At 73.6% G+C, this 16870-nt stretch carries 18 protein-coding genes; 8 read left to right on the top strand and 10 right to left on the bottom strand.

The features are described 5' to 3' along the window. Position 1: 1 nt before the first annotated feature. A complete protein-coding gene (locus ACSU6Z_RS19320; protein ID WP_437047289.1) occupies positions 2–598 on the bottom strand; it encodes a suppressor of fused domain protein in 597 nt (198 codons plus the stop codon). Positions 599–1174: 576 nt separating this feature from the next. On the opposite strand from ACSU6Z_RS19320, the gene ACSU6Z_RS19315 reads away from it, so the two are divergent. Both ACSU6Z_RS19315 and ACSU6Z_RS19310 read left to right on the top strand, forming a co-directional pair. Further along, entirely contained in the window at positions 1175–2293 is a 1119-nt protein-coding gene (locus ACSU6Z_RS19315) for a magnesium and cobalt transport protein CorA (RefSeq protein ID WP_437047288.1), read from the top strand. A gap of 23 nt (positions 2294–2316) precedes the next feature. Beyond that, positions 2317–2829 (top strand): hypothetical protein, encoded by a 513-nt coding sequence (locus ACSU6Z_RS19310; protein WP_437047286.1) that lies wholly within the window; start codon positions 2317–2319, stop codon positions 2827–2829. A 28-nt stretch (positions 2830–2857) separates the two neighbouring features. On the opposite strand, the gene ACSU6Z_RS19305 is transcribed toward ACSU6Z_RS19310, so the two are convergent. After that, a complete protein-coding gene (locus ACSU6Z_RS19305) occupies positions 2858–3598 on the bottom strand; it encodes a hypothetical protein (protein WP_437047284.1) in 741 nt (246 codons plus the stop codon). 222 nt (positions 3599–3820) lie between these two features. Here ACSU6Z_RS19305 and ACSU6Z_RS19300 point away from each other — a divergent pair, with 222 nt between their 5' ends. From ACSU6Z_RS19300 to ACSU6Z_RS19290, 3 genes are read left to right on the top strand one after another with little or no spacing between them, the layout of a single operon-like run. Further along, entirely contained in the window at positions 3821–5101 is a 1281-nt protein-coding gene (locus tag ACSU6Z_RS19300) for a magnesium transporter MgtE N-terminal domain-containing protein (protein WP_437047283.1), read from the top strand. Further along, positions 5091–5690: a DUF1003 domain-containing protein gene (locus ACSU6Z_RS19295; RefSeq protein WP_437050391.1), complete on the top strand. Its 600-nt coding sequence runs from the start codon at positions 5091–5093 to the stop codon at positions 5688–5690. Before ACSU6Z_RS19300 ends, ACSU6Z_RS19295 begins: the two co-directional genes overlap by 11 nt. Before the next feature lie 44 nt (positions 5691–5734). Beyond that, positions 5735–6868 carry an Mrp/NBP35 family ATP-binding protein gene (locus ACSU6Z_RS19290; protein WP_437047281.1) on the top strand — a complete coding sequence of 378 codons (1134 nt, stop codon included), beginning with the start codon at positions 5735–5737 and terminating at the stop codon, positions 6866–6868. 79 nt (positions 6869–6947) lie between these two features. Here the strand turns inward: ACSU6Z_RS19290 and ACSU6Z_RS19285 are convergent, their stop codons facing one another. The 5 genes from ACSU6Z_RS19285 to sigE all read right to left on the bottom strand — a co-directional run bounded on the left by ACSU6Z_RS19285 (position 6948) and on the right by sigE (position 12296). After that, positions 6948–7628, bottom strand: coding sequence for a hypothetical protein (locus ACSU6Z_RS19285; protein ID WP_437047280.1), 681 nt, complete (start codon positions 7626–7628; stop codon positions 6948–6950). A gap of 300 nt (positions 7629–7928) precedes the next feature. Then, positions 7929–8366, bottom strand: coding sequence for a sec-independent translocase (locus ACSU6Z_RS19280; protein ID WP_437047278.1), 438 nt, complete (start codon positions 8364–8366; stop codon positions 7929–7931). 192 nt (positions 8367–8558) lie between these two features. Then, positions 8559–10382: a S1C family serine protease gene (locus ACSU6Z_RS19275; RefSeq protein ID WP_437047277.1), complete on the bottom strand. Its 1824-nt coding sequence runs from the start codon at positions 10380–10382 to the stop codon at positions 8559–8561. A gap of 130 nt (positions 10383–10512) precedes the next feature. Beyond that, positions 10513–11511, bottom strand: coding sequence for an anti-sigma factor family protein (locus ACSU6Z_RS19270; RefSeq protein WP_437047275.1), 999 nt, complete (start codon positions 11509–11511; stop codon positions 10513–10515). Continuing rightward, a complete protein-coding gene (sigE, locus tag ACSU6Z_RS19265; RefSeq protein ID WP_437047274.1) occupies positions 11508–12296 on the bottom strand; it encodes an RNA polymerase sigma factor SigE in 789 nt (262 codons plus the stop codon). Before sigE ends, ACSU6Z_RS19270 begins: the two co-directional genes overlap by 4 nt. A 255-nt stretch (positions 12297–12551) precedes the next feature. Between sigE and ACSU6Z_RS19260 the strand changes: the two genes are divergently transcribed. Beyond that, a complete protein-coding gene (locus tag ACSU6Z_RS19260) occupies positions 12552–13205 on the top strand; it encodes an O-methyltransferase (protein ID WP_437050389.1) in 654 nt (217 codons plus the stop codon). A gap of 132 nt (positions 13206–13337) precedes the next feature. Here ACSU6Z_RS19260 and ACSU6Z_RS19255 read toward each other — a convergent pair whose 3' ends face one another. Beyond that, complete coding sequence (locus tag ACSU6Z_RS19255) at positions 13338–13505, bottom strand: DUF3117 domain-containing protein (RefSeq protein WP_003966491.1); 168 nt, start codon at positions 13503–13505, stop codon at positions 13338–13340. 376 nt (positions 13506–13881) lie between these two features. Here ACSU6Z_RS19255 and ACSU6Z_RS19250 point away from each other — a divergent pair, with 376 nt between their 5' ends. Then, positions 13882–14685 carry an enoyl-CoA hydratase/isomerase family protein gene (locus ACSU6Z_RS19250; protein WP_437047273.1) on the top strand — a complete coding sequence of 268 codons (804 nt, stop codon included), beginning with the start codon at positions 13882–13884 and terminating at the stop codon, positions 14683–14685. Positions 14686–14701: 16 nt separating this feature from the next. Here ACSU6Z_RS19250 and ACSU6Z_RS19245 read toward each other — a convergent pair whose 3' ends face one another. Both ACSU6Z_RS19245 and ACSU6Z_RS19240 read right to left on the bottom strand, forming a co-directional pair. Then, the gene (locus ACSU6Z_RS19245) at positions 14702–15286 is read right to left on the bottom strand and encodes a DNA-3-methyladenine glycosylase I (RefSeq protein WP_437047272.1); all 585 of its coding nucleotides are present in this window, start codon (positions 15284–15286) and stop codon (positions 14702–14704) included. Continuing rightward, positions 15283–15696 (bottom strand): DivIVA domain-containing protein, encoded by a 414-nt coding sequence (locus tag ACSU6Z_RS19240; protein WP_437047271.1) that lies wholly within the window; start codon positions 15694–15696, stop codon positions 15283–15285. Before ACSU6Z_RS19240 ends, ACSU6Z_RS19245 begins: the two co-directional genes overlap by 4 nt. A 250-nt stretch (positions 15697–15946) precedes the next feature. Here ACSU6Z_RS19240 and folP point away from each other — a divergent pair, with 250 nt between their 5' ends. Next, positions 15947–16807 carry a dihydropteroate synthase gene (gene folP / locus ACSU6Z_RS19235; protein WP_437047269.1) on the top strand — a complete coding sequence of 287 codons (861 nt, stop codon included), beginning with the start codon at positions 15947–15949 and terminating at the stop codon, positions 16805–16807. The last annotated feature ends 63 nt before the right edge of the window (positions 16808–16870 follow it).

The raw sequence follows: 16870 nt of genomic DNA, 5'->3' as shown, positions 1-16870 counted from the left end.
GTCACTCGAGCGGCACGGACCGGCGGGAGGGGTCCCGCAGGTCCGTGCCGTGCGTCAGCCAGCGCTCCCGGAGGGCCTGGGCGCCGTGCACCCGCTTCCAGGCGGCCTCGTTCGGCGTCATGGGCAGCAACGGCAGGAAGCGCACCGGGTCCAGGGGGGCGTCGAGCTCCAGGTCCTCCACCAGGCCGCCCGGTTCGGCCACCAGGACCGAGGTGAACGGGGCGCCCGGCCACAGCGGTTCGCCGACGTCCAGGGAGGCGCCCGGAGTGACGACCAGCCCCTCCACCTGCGGGGAGGCGGCCAGGACGGCGAGCGGGCGGAGCACCTTGTCGGTGTCCGCCTGCCCGGCCCGCACGGAGAGGACCAGCTCGGCGCGGGGGCCCTTGACCGGGTCGGCGAGCATCGCCGTGGGGTCCGTCATGGGGTGCGCCGACATGCCGAGCGTGGCGTAGCGCACGATGTCCCCCTCGGGGCCGGAGCCGGGGAAGCGGAGCACCTCGATGCGGTCCGTGCCGAGGAAGGTGACCGCCGCGCGGGCGTCCGGCTCGCCCAGCGCCGTACGCAACCGGGCTTCGACCAGAGGGAGAACATCTGCCATGCGGCGAGCATAGAACTCGTCGGCGGCGGGCAAAGCGGCACCTTGACACACCGGGTGGCTGATACTCTGGGCCGGTGGTTCGGGGCCGCACGCAGAAGCGTCCGGTATCAGGCCCCGGCGCAGATGAAATCTCCCCTACGGGGAACCCCTACAGGGGTGTGGATCGTCCCTCACGAGGGACCGGCCGGAGGAGGTGGGGCTGTCATGGATCGAAGTCGACCGTGCAGTACCACCCGCTCTTCCGGCCGCTGATGCAGCCGCTCCGGTTCCGCCGGCCCGACCCGGTTTGGCCGGCCGCCGCCTCTTGCGCTCGCGCCTTCACGCGGAAGAGCACTTCGTCTCGTTTTGCCTGATCGGTCCAGTCCCCTCTGGTCCGCGTCAGTAGCTGAATCCGTAGCCATCGGTAGCCATCAGCAGTGACCTGCCGCCACCGCGACGGTGCGGTGCTCCCCGCTTTGTGGACGCGCCAAACATCCTCCTGCCCGAAGGGCGGGAGACCCTGGTGCGGACGTCCTCATTCCGGGTAGTTCCACCCGTCGCCGGCGCCGCTCGCTGCCCGTCGCGAAGGAGCCTGCCATGTCGATGATCCGTGACCTGCGTGCCGTCGTGCGTCCGTCGTCCCGTGTCTCGCTGCGCAAGGAAACCGGCACGTACGACACCACCCGTGACCCCGCGACGGCCTCCGCGGTCGTCGACTGCGCCGTCTACCGCGACGGCCGGCGGGTGGAGACCGGCGCTCCGCTCGGCCCGCAGGAGGCGATGCGCCTGGTGCGCCGGGACGGCGGATTCGCGTGGATCGGCCTGCACGAGCCCACGGAGGACGAATTCGCGGGAATCGCACGGGAGTTCGGGCTGCACCCGCTGGCCGTGGAGGACGCCGTCCAGGCCCACCAGCGGCCCAAGCTGGAGCGCTACGACGACTCGCTGTTCACGGTCTTCAAGACGATCCACTACGTCGACCACGCCCGGCTCACCGCCAACAGCGAGGTCGTCGAGACCGGTGAGGTGATGTGCTTCACCGGACGGGACTTCTTCATCACCGTCCGGCACGGCGGGCAGGGCTCGCTGCGCGGCCTGCGCCGCCGCCTCCAGGACGACCCGGAGCTGCTCGCCAAGGGCCCTTCCGCCGTGCTGCACGCCATCGCCGACCACGTCGTCGACGGCTACATCGCGGTCGCCGACGCGGTGCAGGACGACATCGACGAGGTCGAGACGGAGGTGTTCTCCCCGGGCCGCAAGGGCGCCCCGCGCGGCACGGACGCCGGCCGCATCTACCAACTCAAGCGCGAGGTGCTGGAGTTCAAGCGGGCGGTTTCGCCGCTGCTGCGCCCCATGCAGCTGCTGAGCGAGCGTCCGATGCGGCTGATCGACCCCGACATCCAGAAGTACTTCCGGGACGTCGCCGACCACCTGGCCCGGGTCCAGGAGCAGGTCGTCGGCTTCGACGAACTGCTGAACTCCATCCTCCAGGCCAACCTCGCCCAGGCGTCCGTCGCGCAGAACGAGGACATGCGCAAGATCACCTCGTGGGCCGCGATCATCGCCGTGCCCACGATGGTCTGCGGCGTGTACGGCATGAACTTCGAACACATGCCGGAGCTGCACTGGCGCTACGGCTATCCGCTGGTCCTCGGCGTCACGGTCGCCATCTGCCTCGGCATCCACCGCACGCTCAAGCGCAACGGCTGGCTGTGAGGACGCCTGGTTAGGCTGGGCCCATGACAAGCGAGCTGCTCGACCAGGCCCTCATCGAGGAGGCCACCAAGAAGTCCGGCCTCGTCTGGGTCAAGGGACCGGCGGGCCCGGCCCGTGCGCTGTGGCACGTCTGGCACGAGGGCGCGGCGTGCGTGGTCGGCGACGGCCCGGGCGAGCAGCCGCTGGCGGGACTGGCCGACGGGACCACGGCCGAGGTGACGGTCCGCAGCAAGGACAAGGGCGGCCGGCTGGTCTCCTGGACGGCGACGGTGGTGGAACTGGCGTCCGGTTCCGAGGCGTGGCAGGCGGCGGTCGCCGAGCTCAAGGGCAAGCGGCTCAACGCCCCCGACGGCGAGGCGATGCCGCAGCGGTGGGCCCGCGAGTGCCGGGTGCTGCGCCTGGAGCCCACGGGAACCACCCGGCCGCTGCCCGACGGCTCCCTGGCCGAGGCGCCGGTGCCGACGCCGGCGACGACGCGCCGGCCGGTGCCCGCGGCGCTGCCCCGGCTGCTGCTCAAGCGGCGCAAGCGGCGCTGATCCCCCGGCTCCGGCCGCCGCCGGCCCGCTACGACCGGGGCAGCTGGCCGCCGTAGTCGAGGGTCTCGTCCTTCGCCGGCTCCTGGAGCGGGAAGTCCCGGCCCCAGTCGGAGAAGCCGAGCGTGCCCGCGCTGCCGGCCCGCACCAGGCGCAGCGGATACGGCGTGCCCTCCAAGGAGACGTCCAGCGTGCCGCCGGCGCCCCGGTCACCGGTGATGCGGATGGTGCGGACCCCGGCCTGCTCGTGCCGGCCGTCGGTCTCCACCTTGCCGTGCAGGGTCAGCAGGCCGTCCAGGAGGACGTCCTTGTAGGTGAAACCGCTGAACTTCTTGTACGAGGGGTCGCCCTGCGGCACCTTCACGTACTTGCCGGCCAGCTTCTCGGCCGCGGCGGTGTCCGCGTCGCCGTCGTGGCTCCAGAAACCGGCGTCGGCCTTGAGGAACAGCTGCTCGCCGACCCGCAGCAGCCGGAACGTGGTCCCCTGCGAGGTGACCGAGCCGGTGCCGCCCTCGGATTTCAGCCGCATGTCGAGTTTGTAGGTGCGTCCGCTGGTGACCACGGACCCGTGCAGGTGTACGGCATCGGCGGACTCGGCGGCGGCCCGGGTCTTGCGCTGGATCTGGCCGGCGGACAGCTTGCCGACCCCGTTGGTGCCCGCGTCCGGGTCCTCGCCGCCGCACCCCGTCAGCGCCGCCCCCGTCACCATCAGCGCGCACATCGCGCTCGCCAGCGCGGCCCTGCGATTACGGCCCTGGTGAATCGCGGTCACGGGTGGGACTGCCTTCCTGACGGGGATCCTCGACGGCGTACCGCAGAGTACCGGTGCCGTGCCGGCCGGTCGGAGCCGGTCCGTCCGGCCCGCTCACCAGGGCGGAGCCGATCGGTACGGGCTAGCCTTAAGCCCACCCGAGCGGGCAATCCGGATAAGGAACGCACTCACCGACACCCTTCGACGAACCAACCCGTACGGATACGAAAAGGAGCCGCGGCCATGGCAGCGGGCGCCTCCCGGATCTTCGTCTCGCACCTCGCCGGTGTCGCCGTCTTCGACCCGAACGGCGACCAGGTGGGGCGCGTGCGCGATCTGGTCGTCATGCTCCGCGTCGGCCGCAAGCCCCCGCGGCTGCTGGGCCTGGTCGTGGAACTGGCCACGCGCCGCCGCATCTTCCTGCCCATGACCCGCGTCACCGGCATCCACTCCGGCCAGGTGCTCACCACCGGCGTGCTCAACGTGCGGCGGTTCGAGCAGCGGCCCACCGAGCGGCTCGTCTTCGGCGAGCTGCTCGACCGGCGGGTCACGCTCACCGGGACCGGCGAGGAGGTCACCGTCCTGGACCTGTCGGTGCAGCAGCTGCCCCGCCGGGACTGGGAGATCGACCGGGTGTTCGTGCGCAAGGGCAGGAAGGGGGGCGCCTTCCGGCGGGCCAAGGGCGAGACCCTGACCGTCGAGTGGTCCGACGTCACCGGCTTCTCGCTGGAGGAGCACGGGCAGGGCGCCGAGAACCTGCTCGCCACCTTCGAGCAGCTGCGCCCCGCCGACCTCGCCAACGTCCTGCACCACCTGTCCGCCAAGCGCCGCGCCGAGGTCGCCGCCGCCCTCGACGACGAGCGCCTGGCCGACGTGCTGGAGGAGCTGCCGGAGGACGACCAGATCGAGATCCTCGGCAAGCTGGCGGAGGAGCGCGCCGCGGACGTCCTGGAGGCGATGGACCCCGACGACGCGGCCGACCTGCTCGGCGAGCTGCCGGAGGAGGACAAGGAGCGGCTGCTGAGCCTGATGCAGCCCTCCGACGCGGCCGACATGCGGCGCCTGATGGCCTACGAGGAGCACACCGCGGGCGGTCTGATGACCACCGAGCCCGTCGTGCTGCGTCCGGACGCCACCGTCGCCGACGCCCTCGCCCGCGTCCGCAACCCCGACCTGTCCCCCGCCCTCGCCGCCCAGGTCTACGTCTGCCGCCCGCCCGACGAGACGCCCACCGGCAAGTACCTGGGCACCGTCCACTTCCAGCGCCTGCTGCGCGACCCGCCGTACACGCTGGTCGGCTCGATCATCGACGACGACCTCCAGCCGCTGGAGCCGGAAGCGGCACTGCCGGTGGTCGCCGGGTTCTTCGCCACGTACGACATGGTGGCGGCGCCCGTCGTCGACGAGACCGGGTCGCTGCTGGGGGTGGTCACCGTGGACGACGTCCTGGACCACCTGCTGCCCGAGGACTGGCGGGAGACCGAGTACCACCTGGAGGAGGGGGCGGGTGCCGATGGTGCCTGAGCGGGAGACGCCCCGGGAGCGCGCGGTGGCGGGGGCGACGGCCACCGGCCGGCCCCGGGGCCCCCGTCTGGACCAGCCGCGCCCGCCGCGGCGCCGGGTGCTGCCCGAGTGGGACCCGGACGCCTTCGGGCGGCTGTCGGAGCGGATCGCGCGCTTCATCGGCACCGGGCGGTTCCTCGTCTGGATGACCGTCGTGATCATCGTGTGGGTGGTCTGGAACGTCAGCGCCCCCGCGAGCCTGCGGTTCGACGAGTACCCGTTCATCTTCCTGACGCTGGCGCTGTCCCTGCAGGCCTCCTACGCCGCCCCGCTGATCCTGCTGGCGCAGAACCGGCAGGACGACCGGGACCGGGTCAACCTGGAGCAGGACCGCAAGCAGAACGAACGGTCGATCGCGGACACCGAGTACCTGACCCGCGAGATCGCCGCCCTGCGCGTCGGCCTCGGCGAGGTCGCCACCCGGGACTGGATCCGCTCCGAACTCCAGGACGTGGTCAAGGAACTGGAGGAGCGGCGCAACGGCCACCACGCCAAGGCGGGCGTATTCCCGCCGGAGCGGCCGGACGGGGGTGACGTACACGACCGCTGACAGGGCTTTCCGGGGGGTACGGGCGGCGCCGTACCATCATTGCTATGGCTACGGAAGACGCGGTGCGCGAGGCACTGGCGACGGTGAACGACCCCGAGATCAACCGGCCCATCACGGAACTCGGGATGGTCAAGTCGGTGGAGATCGGCGCGGACGGGGCGGTCGCGGTCACCGTGTACCTGACGGTCTCCGGCTGCCCCATGCGGGACACCATCACGCAGCGCGTGACGGAGGCGGTCTCGCGGGTGGAGGGCGTCGCACGCGTCGACGTCACGCTCGACGTCATGAGCGACGAGCAGCGCAAGGAGCTCGCGACGGCCCTGCGCGGCGGCCAGACCGAGCGCGAGGTCCCCTTCGCCAAGCCGGGCAGCCTCACGCGCGTGTACGCGGTCGCCTCCGGCAAGGGCGGCGTCGGCAAGTCCTCGGTGACGGTGAACCTGGCCGCGGCCATGGCGGCCGACGGTCTGAAGGTCGGTGTCGTGGACGCCGACATCTACGGCCACTCCGTGCCGCGCATGCTGGGCGCCGACGGGCGTCCCACCCAGGTCGAGAACATGATCATGCCGCCGTCCGCGAACGGCGTGAAGGTCATCTCCATCGGCATGTTCACCCCGGGCAACGCGCCGGTCGTCTGGCGCGGCCCGATGCTGCACCGCGCGCTCCAGCAGTTCCTGGCCGACGTGTACTGGGGCGATCTGGACGTGCTGCTGCTGGACCTGCCCCCCGGCACGGGCGACATCGCGATCTCGGTCGCCCAGCTGGTCCCGAACGCCGAGATCCTGGTGGTCACGACGCCCCAGCAGGCGGCGGCCGAGGTCGCCGAGCGGGCCGGCTCCATCGCCGTCCAGACCCACCAGAAGATCGTCGGCGTGGTCGAGAACATGTCCGGCCTGCCCTGCCCGCACTGCGGCGAGATGGTCGACGTCTTCGGCACCGGCGGCGGCCGGCTGGTCGCCGACGGCCTGACCCGCACGACCGGGACGAACGTGCCGGTGCTCGGCTCCATCCCGATCGACGTCCGGCTGCGCGAGGGCGGCGACGAGGGCAGGCCGGTCGTCCTGTCCGACCCGGAGTCCCCCGCGGGCGCGGCGCTGCGCACCATCGCGGGCAAGCTCGGCGGGCGGCAGCGGGGGCTGGCGGGCCTGTCGCTGGGGATCACGCCGCGCAACAAGTTCTAGTCCCGCGGACTCCGCCGGTTCCGCGGACTCCGCGGGTCCGGTGCCGGGGGCGCCGTCCGACCGGACGGCGCCCCCTTCCTCACTCCTGCCGCGCGTAGGCCGTGATGTCCTCGATCACGGCGAAGCCCAGCCCGTAGGGGCTCATGCCCCTGCCGTACGCCCCCAGGTGGACGCCCTGCCGCGTGGACCCGGCGAGCACCCAGCCGAGCTCGGACTCCCGGTGGTGGAAGGTCGTGGGTTCGCCGTCCACGGGGAGGGACAGCGTCGACCAGTCCGGGCCGTCGAGGTCGTCGGCGAGCGTCCAGGCGGTCTCCGTCTGCTGCTCCAGCCAGTCGTCGCGCAGGGAGTGGTCCATCTGGCCGGGCCAGGTGAACGACAGCAGCCCCACACCGGCCAGCCAGGCCGCCGAGGACACCGACGTGGCCTCCAGCAGGCCGGTGCCGTCCGCGCTGCGCCGCACGGGGTTGGCGGCGACGGTGACGACGACCGCGAACTTCCCCCTGGCGTCCTTGTCACCGCCGGGCACGTACTCGTTGCGCACCGACGGCTCGTCGCCGTGTCCGACCGAACCGTGCTCCACGGTCCCGTCGGCCGCCGTGCCGACCTGCACCAGCCAGCGCGGCCCGGTGAAGGCCTCGTCGAGGCCGTACCACGGGAAGGGCGCCCGCAGGTAGCCGTCGACCGTACCCCGGGCGGAGGGGGCCTGTTGCGCGCCCTCCTCGCCCGGCGTCTGCGCGACCGCCCGACTCGTCGTCTCCATGTTCCCGGACGCCTCCTTGCTCTCGTCGGGCCGGAACGGCCCGCCCCCCATCGGGCGACGCTGTTGGTTCACACACGGCCCGCACAACAATTCGGCAGCATAACCACACCGCCGGAAGCGGCAGGGAAACGCCCGGCACAAGGGTCGCCCGGGCGCCGTGTTCGAGCCGCGCGCGACCGGAATGGAGCACAGGGGGCGACGCGCGCGGCGGGGAGCTGCTCCGGCCGTACGGCGGTGCCGGGGCCGCGGGCCGGGGCGCGCCCGGCACCGGAGGCCGGGAAGGGCGCCGGGCGGCTGCGCTCAGGTGGCGTCCGCGTCGAAGGGCGGGCGCTCGTCGAGGGCGGCGGCTCCGGACTTCTTGGTCATGTCGATCCGGCCGCCGGAGGCGCCGGCGGAGCCCGGGGAGGCCTCGGCGTCACGGCCGTGGACCGCGTCCGTGACCTCGGCCATCTCCTTCTTCAGGTCGAAGCTGCTGCGGATCTCCTTCAGTCCCAGGTCGTCGTTGTCCAGCTGCTTGCGGAGGAACGTCTTGGGGTTGAGGTCCTCGAACTCGAAGTCCTTGAACTCGGGTCCGAGCTCCTGCCGGATGTCCTGCTTGGCGCTCTCCGAGAACTCGCGGATCTTCCGGAGCGTGCGCATCACGTCCTGGATGACCTTGGGGAGCTTGTCCGGGCCGAAGACGAGCACGGCGAGGACGACGAGCGTCACCAGCTCGAGCATCCCTATGTCGTTGAACACCTGAAGCTCCTTGCGATGTCCTGAGTCCTCGGCCCTCGGGCTGGTCTGTGCGGCGGTGCCTGATCTGTGCGGCGGTGCGCGGATCCTCCGTGGTCCGGGCCGGGTCCACGGTACCCGCCGATCCCGCCCGACCGGTACCGTCCTGTGACCTCCGGGTGTGTGTCAGTGCTCGCTTTGCGGATTGTTCGCCTCTCAGTCACCGGTGGAGGAACCGAGCACCAGCGACACCTTCCGCTCCTCGCCGCCGCGCTCCAGGGTCAGCTCCAGGCGGTCGCCGGGGCGGTGGGCGCGGGTCTTGACGATGAGTTCCTCGCCGGAGTGGACGCGCTGTCCGTCGACCGCGGTGATGACGTCGCCCGGTTTGATCCCGGCCTTGGCGCCGGGGCCGCCCGCGGTGACCGGGGGGCCGCCGTCGCTGCCCTCGGCACCGACCCGGGCGCCGTCGCCCGGGTAGCTCATGTCGAGCGTGACGCCGATCACCGGGTGGGTCGCCCGGCCGTTGTTGATCAGCTCCTCGGCGACCCGGCGGCCCTGGTTGACGGGGATGGCGAAGCCGAGCCCTATGGAGCCGGCCCGGCCGCCGTCCGGGCCGGTGCCGCCGTCGGCGGAGCGGATGGCGGAGTTGATGCCGACGACACGGCCCCGGGAGTCCAGCAGCGGGCCGCCGGAGTTGCCGGGGTTGATGGGCGCGTCGGTCTGCAGGGCGTCGACGTACGACACGTCGTCTCCGTCGCCCCCCTCGCCGCCGGCCGTGATGGGCCGCTCCTTGGCGCTGATGATGCCGGAGGTGACCGTGCCTTCCAGGTCGAAGGGGGAGCCGATGGCGACGACGGGGTCGCCCACCCGCACGTTGTCGGAGTTGCCGAGGGGCAGGGGGGTGAGGCCGCGCACGCCCTTCACCTTGACGACGGCGAGGTCGTACCCGCTGTCCCGGCCGACGACCTCGGCCTCGGCGGTGGCGCCGCTGTGGAACGTGACGGAGATCCCGCCGCCGTCCCCGGCGGGCTCGACGACGTGGTCGTTGGTGAGGATGTGGCCGCGGCCGTCGAGGACGAAGCCGGTGCCGGTGCCCTGCTCCCCGGCCCCGCTCACGTGGAGCGTCACGACGCTGGGCAGGGCCCGGGCGGCGATCCCGGCCACGCTGTCCGGGTCCCGCCCGGCCGGTTCCTTCCCCGCCTGCGGGAGCTCCACCGCGCCCACGCCGCCGTTCCGCTCCAGCTGAACCCCTACGACACCGCCGGTGATCCCGGAGACGGCGGCGAGCAGCACGGCCCCGCCGACGAGCGCGGTCCGCGCCCGCCGGCGCCGCTGCCCGCGGCCGGGAACGGCGGCCCCGGTCTGCTGGAGCGGCGCGGACACGGCGGCCGCGGCCCAGGGGTCGTAGCGCTGCCAGGGGTCGGGTACGGCGGCGGACGGAGGGGCGGCGGGCTGCGGGAAGGCGGCCGACGGGGGGACCTGCGGAGGGGTGGCGGGGCCGGGCGCCGCCGCGGCGGCCGGTGCGGCGGGCTGTGCCGGATCCGGCGAAGGCACCGTCGCACCGTGTGCCGGGGCCCCCGCGGGGCCCGTCGCCGCGCCCGGTCCGGGCGCGGCGACGGTGGCCGGGGGCGGCGGCGGGTACGGCGGGAGCAGGGGGGTGCCCTGCGCGGGGGGCGCCGCGGGGTGCCGGACGGGCGGCGCGGGGGCCCAGGGGCCCGGTTGGCCGTAGGGCGGGGTGCGGTGCTGCTCCGGGTCGTGCGGGGGCCGCTCGGCGGCGTGGGCGGCCTCGGCCTCGGTCGGGTGACCGGCGCCGGAGCGGTCCGTACCGGTACCGGACCGGGAGGTCCCGGCACCGGACCCGGATGTCCCGGCGTCGCCTTCCCCGTCGGCCGCCGGGCGGAGTCCCGCTTCCGACGCGGGCCGCTCCAGCTCGTAGTCGCCGTCGGTCCCGGATCCGCCCGAAGTCCCGTCCGGTCCGGCGGGGACCTGCGGACGAGGCCGGCTCCACCAGTTCGCCTTCGTCGGCTTCCCCTCGTTCATGCTCTCCCCACAACCGGCCGCGGCACGGCTCGTCGGCGGTGTCCGCAGCTCCTCGGCCCGCAGGCGTGGTTCGCCTCCGGGGCGCCACACCGGATTCAACCAGGTCCGCGCCTGCGCGCGTAGATCCCGGTCAGGGGGCCGGCCGGGCGGAGGCGGAGGGCGCCTCTCCGGCCGGGGCGGGGCCGGGGGCGGCGAACAGGCCGGGAACGGTGACCTGCGGGACCACGGGCCAGGAGGCCAGGACGAGCGGCGGGGCGGCTTCGAGCGGACGTATCAGCGGGGACAGCAGGGCGTCACCGGGTGGCGGAGAGGCGGCCGGCGCCCGCGCGCTCCCCTCCTGCTTCCGGCCGGTTTCGATGACGGGCGGTCCCGGCAGGAGCGGCGCGGACACCGTGGCCGGGGCCGCCGGGATGTCGCCGAGCAACCGCTGGCCCTGCGCCTGCCCCAGCAGCGGGCCGGCCGAGCGGCGGCGCTGGGATTCGGGGAGGGCGGTCGCGCCCTGGGTGCGGGCCGGAGTGACGTTGCTGCCGGACCCGGAGCCGCGGCGCGCCTCCGAGGTGGTGTCCGGGGAGCCGGCGGTGACGCCGCCCAACGCGATCGCGGCCAGTGACACGGCCCCGGCCGCGACGAACGCGAACCGCAGACCGCGCGAGGCGGACCGGTCGCTCTCGTGCCGGCCGACGCCGTGGACGGCGAAGCCCCGGCTCGGCGAGGAGACCGGCAGGGCGGAGGGGTGCGACCGGGAGGGCGCGCGACCGAACTCGAAACGCTCGCCGCGCTTCTCGCCGAAGACCCCGGCGCCGCCGGGCCGTCCGGACGGCCCCAAGGGCCCGGAACGTCCGCCTCCGCCCAGCGGCGAGCCGCCGTCGTGGGCGCCGCTCGCCCCCGGCAGGCCCTGGAGGCGGGCCAGGAGGCTCTCGGACGGCGGTGGTGGCGCTGCCTGCGCGAAGACGCTCTTGAGCCGGCGCTGCGCGTCGACCTCCGCCTTGCACTTCGGGCAGGTGGCCACGTGTGCCAGCACGCGCTCACGCGCGTCATGACCGAGCTCGCCGTCCACCAGGGCGGCGAGTCGGTCCCCCAGATGCTGCTCCGCGAGGTGTCCCTCGGAGGTGGGTCGTGATCCGCTCACGCGCTCGCGCCCCCTCCTCCCAGTGCGGGAACGCGGGGCACGAAGGTGCGGCGTTCGGCACGCGCCTGCGGGGACCGGTGCGCGAGGGCCTTGCGCAGCTGGGAGCGGCCGCGGTGGATCCGGGAGCGGACCGTGCCCAGCTTGACGCCGAGCGTCGCGGCGATCTCCTCGTACGACAGTCCCTCGATGTCGCACAGGACGACCGCGGCGCGGAACTCGGGGGCGAGGGTGTCGAGGGCCTGCTGGACGTCCGCGTCGAAGTGCGCGTCGTTGAACGCCTGCTGCGGCGTGGGCTCCTTGCTGGGCAGCCGCTCGGCCGCGTCCTCCCCGAGCGCGTCGAAGCGGATGCGCTGCTTGCGGCGGACCATGTCCAGGAAGAGGTTGGTGGTGATGCGGTGCAGCCAGCCCTCGAAGGTGCCCGGCGTGTAGGTCGACAGCGAGCGGAAGACGCGGACGAAGACCTCCTGGGTGAGGTCCTCGGCGTCGTGCTGGTTGCCGGTGAGGCGGTAGGCGAGCCGGTAGACCCGGCCGCTGTGCGTACTGACGATCTCCTCCCAGGTGGGCGGAGTCCACGCCGGCCCGTCCGCGTCGGTGGAGAAGGTCGCGGTCTGGGCGCGGCCGGCACCGGGCCGGACGGCGGCGTGGCTGGGGTCAGCAGCGGTGTCGTTCACGGATTTCGGCCCGCCCGCCGACCTGAGAAGGCGCCGCAGCACTCCTTCCCGATCCACAGGCGCGGCCGCACCTCCCCTGTCGGCTCTGGTGGTGTCCAGTGGAGCCCCTACCATAGCCACCTCGCCCGTTAGCTCCGGATAAGCGGTTTTACGAGAATTTGATCTGGGCCGGTCCGGCTCGTGCGGCCTCGCCGGCGCGCTCCCGGGGTGTCCGCCCATTCGCCGCCTCCCGACGCAGCCCGGCCGTCCCTGTGTCCTCGCGGCCTCTCGGCCCTCTCGGACCTTTCGGCTCCTTCGTCTTCCTCCCCTTCGAACGACCGGTCCCATCTGCGGGTTCCCGACGCCAACGGATACAGTCACGCCGAGGCAATCAGGGGACGGGAGAGGGTCATTACCGGCAACCGGCAGACGAGCTGGGCGTTCGCCGACGCCTATGTCGCCGAGGGCGACGCGCTGCTCTGGGCCCGCGACCGGGCCCAGGAGGCGGGACTGCGCTCGGTGTCGCCCGGCACGGGTGCGGCACTGCGGTTGCTGGCCGCCACCGTGGACGCCAAGGCGGTCGCGGAGATCGGGACCGGCTGCGGCGTGTCCGGGATCCATCTGCTGCACGGCATGCGGCCGGACGGGGTCCTCACCACGGTCGACACGGAGCCGGAGCACCAGCAGTTCGCCCGCCAGGCCTTCCGCGCCGCGGGCTTCGCCAGCAACCGGGCCCGCTTCATCCCCGGCCGGGCGCTGGACGTCCTGCCGCGCCTCGCGGACGCCGGCTACGACCTGGTCTTCTGCGACGGCGACCGTCTGGAGTATCCGGACTACTTCGCCGAATCGTTGCGTCTGCTGCGCCCGGGCGGGCTCGTCGTCTTCGAGGGCGCCTTCGCGAACGGGCGGACGGTGGACTCGGGCCCGCAGCCCACGGAGGTGCTGCGGCTGCGGGAACTGCTGCGGACGGTGCGGGAGAGCCAGGAGCTGGTGCCGTCGCTGCTGCCGGTGGGCGACGGCCTGCTGTGCGCGGTGAAGCGGTAGCGGCCTGCCGGGACGCGGAAACCCGGGAAGCCGGGAAGGGCGGGAAGGCGGAGACGCGGGAACCCGGGAGCACAGTCGCCCCGGTACCGCACGCGGTACCGGGGCGACTGAACGGGTATGGACGCTTGCGCGTCAGCCGACGACCTTCTTGAGGGCGTCGCCGAGCGCGTCGGCCTCGTCAGGGGTCAGCTCGACGACGAGCCGACCGCCGCCTTCGAGCGGAACGCGCATGACGATGCCCCGCCCCTCCTTGGTCACCTCGAGCGGGCCGTCGCCCGTCCGCGGCTTCATGGCCGCCATGCTCGTTCCCCTTCCTGATACCAGCTCACGTCACAGCCGACGGCCCCAGAAGGGCACGCGCGGTCCGGCAAGGGACACGCGACACCGGCATCGAACACATTGCTTCCACACCATTATCCCGCATCGCAGGACCCCATGACCAACATCAGTCGGCATCGCTTGGACAACGCGCGCGAGCAAAACCACTCAATTCGGCGATGCTGCTGCGATACTGCGCACCCGCGCCCACATCCGCCGAATGGTTCCGGACCGGACCTCTTTGACGCAGGTCACATCCTCTCCGCGGTCCACTGTCGATGATCTCCGTCATGCTGTGCTGCAGACACCGGACGTACCGAGCGGTACGCCCGCAGCCGCGACACGGAGGGGATACGCCATGGCCGACACCGTGCTCTACGAGGTGAGCGACGGGCTCGCGACGATCACGCTGAACCGCCCGGAGGCGATGAACGCGCTGGACACCGCCACCAAGGTCGCCCTCAGGGACGCGGTGCGGTCCGCGGCGGCGGACGGCGCCGTGCGGGCGGTGCTGCTGACCGCCGCCGGGGACAGGGCGTTCTGCGTCGGGCAGGACCTCAAGGAGCACATCGGGCTGCTCGGTGCCGACCGGGAGGCGGGCTCCGGGGGGACGATGAGCACGGTGCGGGAGCACTACAACCCGATCGTGCGGGCGCTGGCCGGGGCGCCCAAGCCGGTGGTCGCCGCCGTGAACGGCGTGGCGGCCGGGGCGGGCTTCGGTTTCGCGCTCGCCGCCGACTACCGCGTCGTCGCGGACACGGCGGCGTTCAACACCTCCTTCGCGGGCGTCGCGCTCACCGCCGACTCCGGCGTCTCCTGGACGCTGCCGCGCGTGGTCGGCCCCGGCCGCGCCGCCGACCTGCTGCTCTTCCCGCGCAGCATCCCCGCCCGGGAGGCGTACGAGCTGGGCATCGCCAACCGGGTCGTCCCGGCCGCCGAGCTGCGTGCCGAGGCCGAGCAGGTGGCGCGGGCGCTGGCCGCGGGGCCCACGGTGGCGTACGCGGCGCTCAAGGAGTCCATGGCGTTCGGGCTGACGCACTCCCTGGAGGAGACGCTGGAGAAGGAGGACGAGCTCCAGACGCGCGCCGGGGCCTCCGAGGACCACGCGATCGCGGTGCGGGCGTTCGTGGGCAAGGAGAAGCCGAGGTATCTCGGGCGCTGACCCGCGGCGGGCCGGCTCAGCGGCGGCGCGCGGCGCAGTCCGCCAGGTGGTCGTCGACCAGCCCGCACGCCTGCATCAGCGCGTACGCCGTCGTCGGTCCCACGAAGCGCAGCCCCCGCTTCTTCAGCGCCTTGGACAGCGCGGCCGACTCCGGGGTGAGGGCCGGAACGTCCGCGAGGGTCTTCGGTAGGGGGCGTCCGGCCGGGTCGGGTGCGTGGGACCAGATCAGTTCGTCCAGCTCGCCGGGCGCCCACCCGGCGAGCACGCGCGCGTTGGCGAGCGTCGCGTCGATCTTGGCGCGGTTGCGGATGATGCCGGTGTCGGCGAGCAGGCGCTCGCGGTCGGCGTCCGTGAAGGCGGCCACCTCGCCGATCCGGAAGCCGGCGAAGGCGGCGCGGAAGCCGGGGCGGCGGCGCAGGACGGTGATCCAGGACAGGCCGGACTGGAACGCCTCCAGGCTGAGGCGTTCGAACAGCGCGTCGTCGCCGTGGACCGGGCGGCCCCACTCCTCGTCGTGGTACGTCACGTAGTCGGCCGCGGACAGCGCCCAGGGGCAGCGCGGCACGCCGTCCGGGCCCGCGACGGCTCCGCCGGGGCTCACTCCCCGCCCTCCTTCTCGCCGTCCTCGCGCCCCGCCCTCTCCGCAGGGGCGCGCTCGGCCTCCCCCGCGCGGGCGGGTGCGGGCTCCTCTCCGAAGGCGGGCGCGGCGGCGCGGGCGCCCGCCAGGGTTGCCTCCAGGCCGGCGATCCGGGCGTCGCGTTCGGCGAGCTCGGCACCGAGGCGGCCCAGGGCGTCGTCGACGTCGGCCATGCGGTAGCCGCGCACGGCGAGGGGGAAGCGGAGGTGCTCCACGTCCGCGCGGCCGACCGGGCGGTCGGGGGGCAGGAGGTCCCGGAGCCGGTCGGGCACCGCCTCGGGCAGCGGGCCGCTCCCCCCGCCGCCCACCACGGCGAGTGTCACCGCGGCGACCACGACGGCGAGGGCGACGACCAGGAACAGGAACATAACCATCGCTTGAGGCCCCCACGCTCGGTGCCGGCGCGCACGGCGCCGGCGAGGAAGTGTCGAGTCGACTCCGGCCCGGCCGACGGTGCCGAAGCCGCGCGCCGGAGTCGAATGTGTCAGGGTCCGATCGTGCCATGCGGCGCCGACCGCTAGGGTCGCAGGCGGCCGAAGACCGGGAGGGACCCGGCAGGGCCCCGGAGGACACCGGGGGCGTACCCGGCGGGGTACCGGCACGTACGAGGAGGGGTCACAGGGGATGCTCAGGCTGGGCAGGCGGGAATTCGAGCCGCACGAGCCGGTGATCATGGCGATCGTGAACCGGACCCCGGACTCCTTCTACGACCAGGGCGCCACCTTCCGCGACGAGCCGGCGCTCGCTCGCGTGGAGCAGGCGGTGGCCGAGGGCGCCGCGATCATCGACATCGGCGGGGTGAAGGCCGGTCCCGGCGAGGAGGTCACGGCCGAGGAGGAGGCGCGGCGCACGGTCGGGTTCGTCGCGGAGGTGCGGCGGCGCTTCCCCGACGTCGTGATCAGCGTGGACACCTGGCGCCACGAGGTCGGCGAGGCCGTGTGCGAGGCGGGCGCGGACCTGCTGAACGACGCGTGGGGCGGTGTCGACCCCAAGCTCGCGGAGGTCGCCGCGCGCCACCGGGTGGGACTGGTGTGCACCCACGCGGGCGGCGCGCAGCCGCGGACCCGGCCGCACCGGGTGACGTACGACGACGTCATGGCCGACATCCTGCGGGTGACCCTGTCGCTGGCCGAGCGGGCGGTGGGACTGGGCGTGCCCCGGGAGTCGGTGCTGATCGACCCCGGGCACGACTTCGGCAAGAACACGCGGCACAGCCTGGAGGCGACGCGGCGGCTCGGGGAGATGGTGGAGACCGGGTGGCCGGTGCTGGTGTCGCTGTCCAACAAGGACTTTGTCGGGGAGACGCTGGACAAGCCCGTGAAGGAGCGGGTGCTGGGCACGCTGGCGACGACGGCGGTCTCCGCGTGGCTCGGCGCGCAGGTCTACCGGGTGCACGAGGTGGCGGAGACCCGGCAGGTGCTGGACATGGTGGCGTCGATCGCCGGGCACCGTCCCCCGGCGGTGGCCCGGCGGGGGCTGGCCTAGGTCCTGTCGTCGAGCTCCCGTCATCGCCCGGAGGGCGGTCCCGTGGCGTCAGGCGCGTGCTCC

This window comes from Streptomyces sp. enrichment culture (assembly GCF_964273145.1).
Lineage (GTDB): Bacteria > Actinomycetota > Actinomycetes > Streptomycetales > Streptomycetaceae > Streptomyces.
This window is presented reverse-complemented; position numbering and strand designations above follow the sequence as displayed.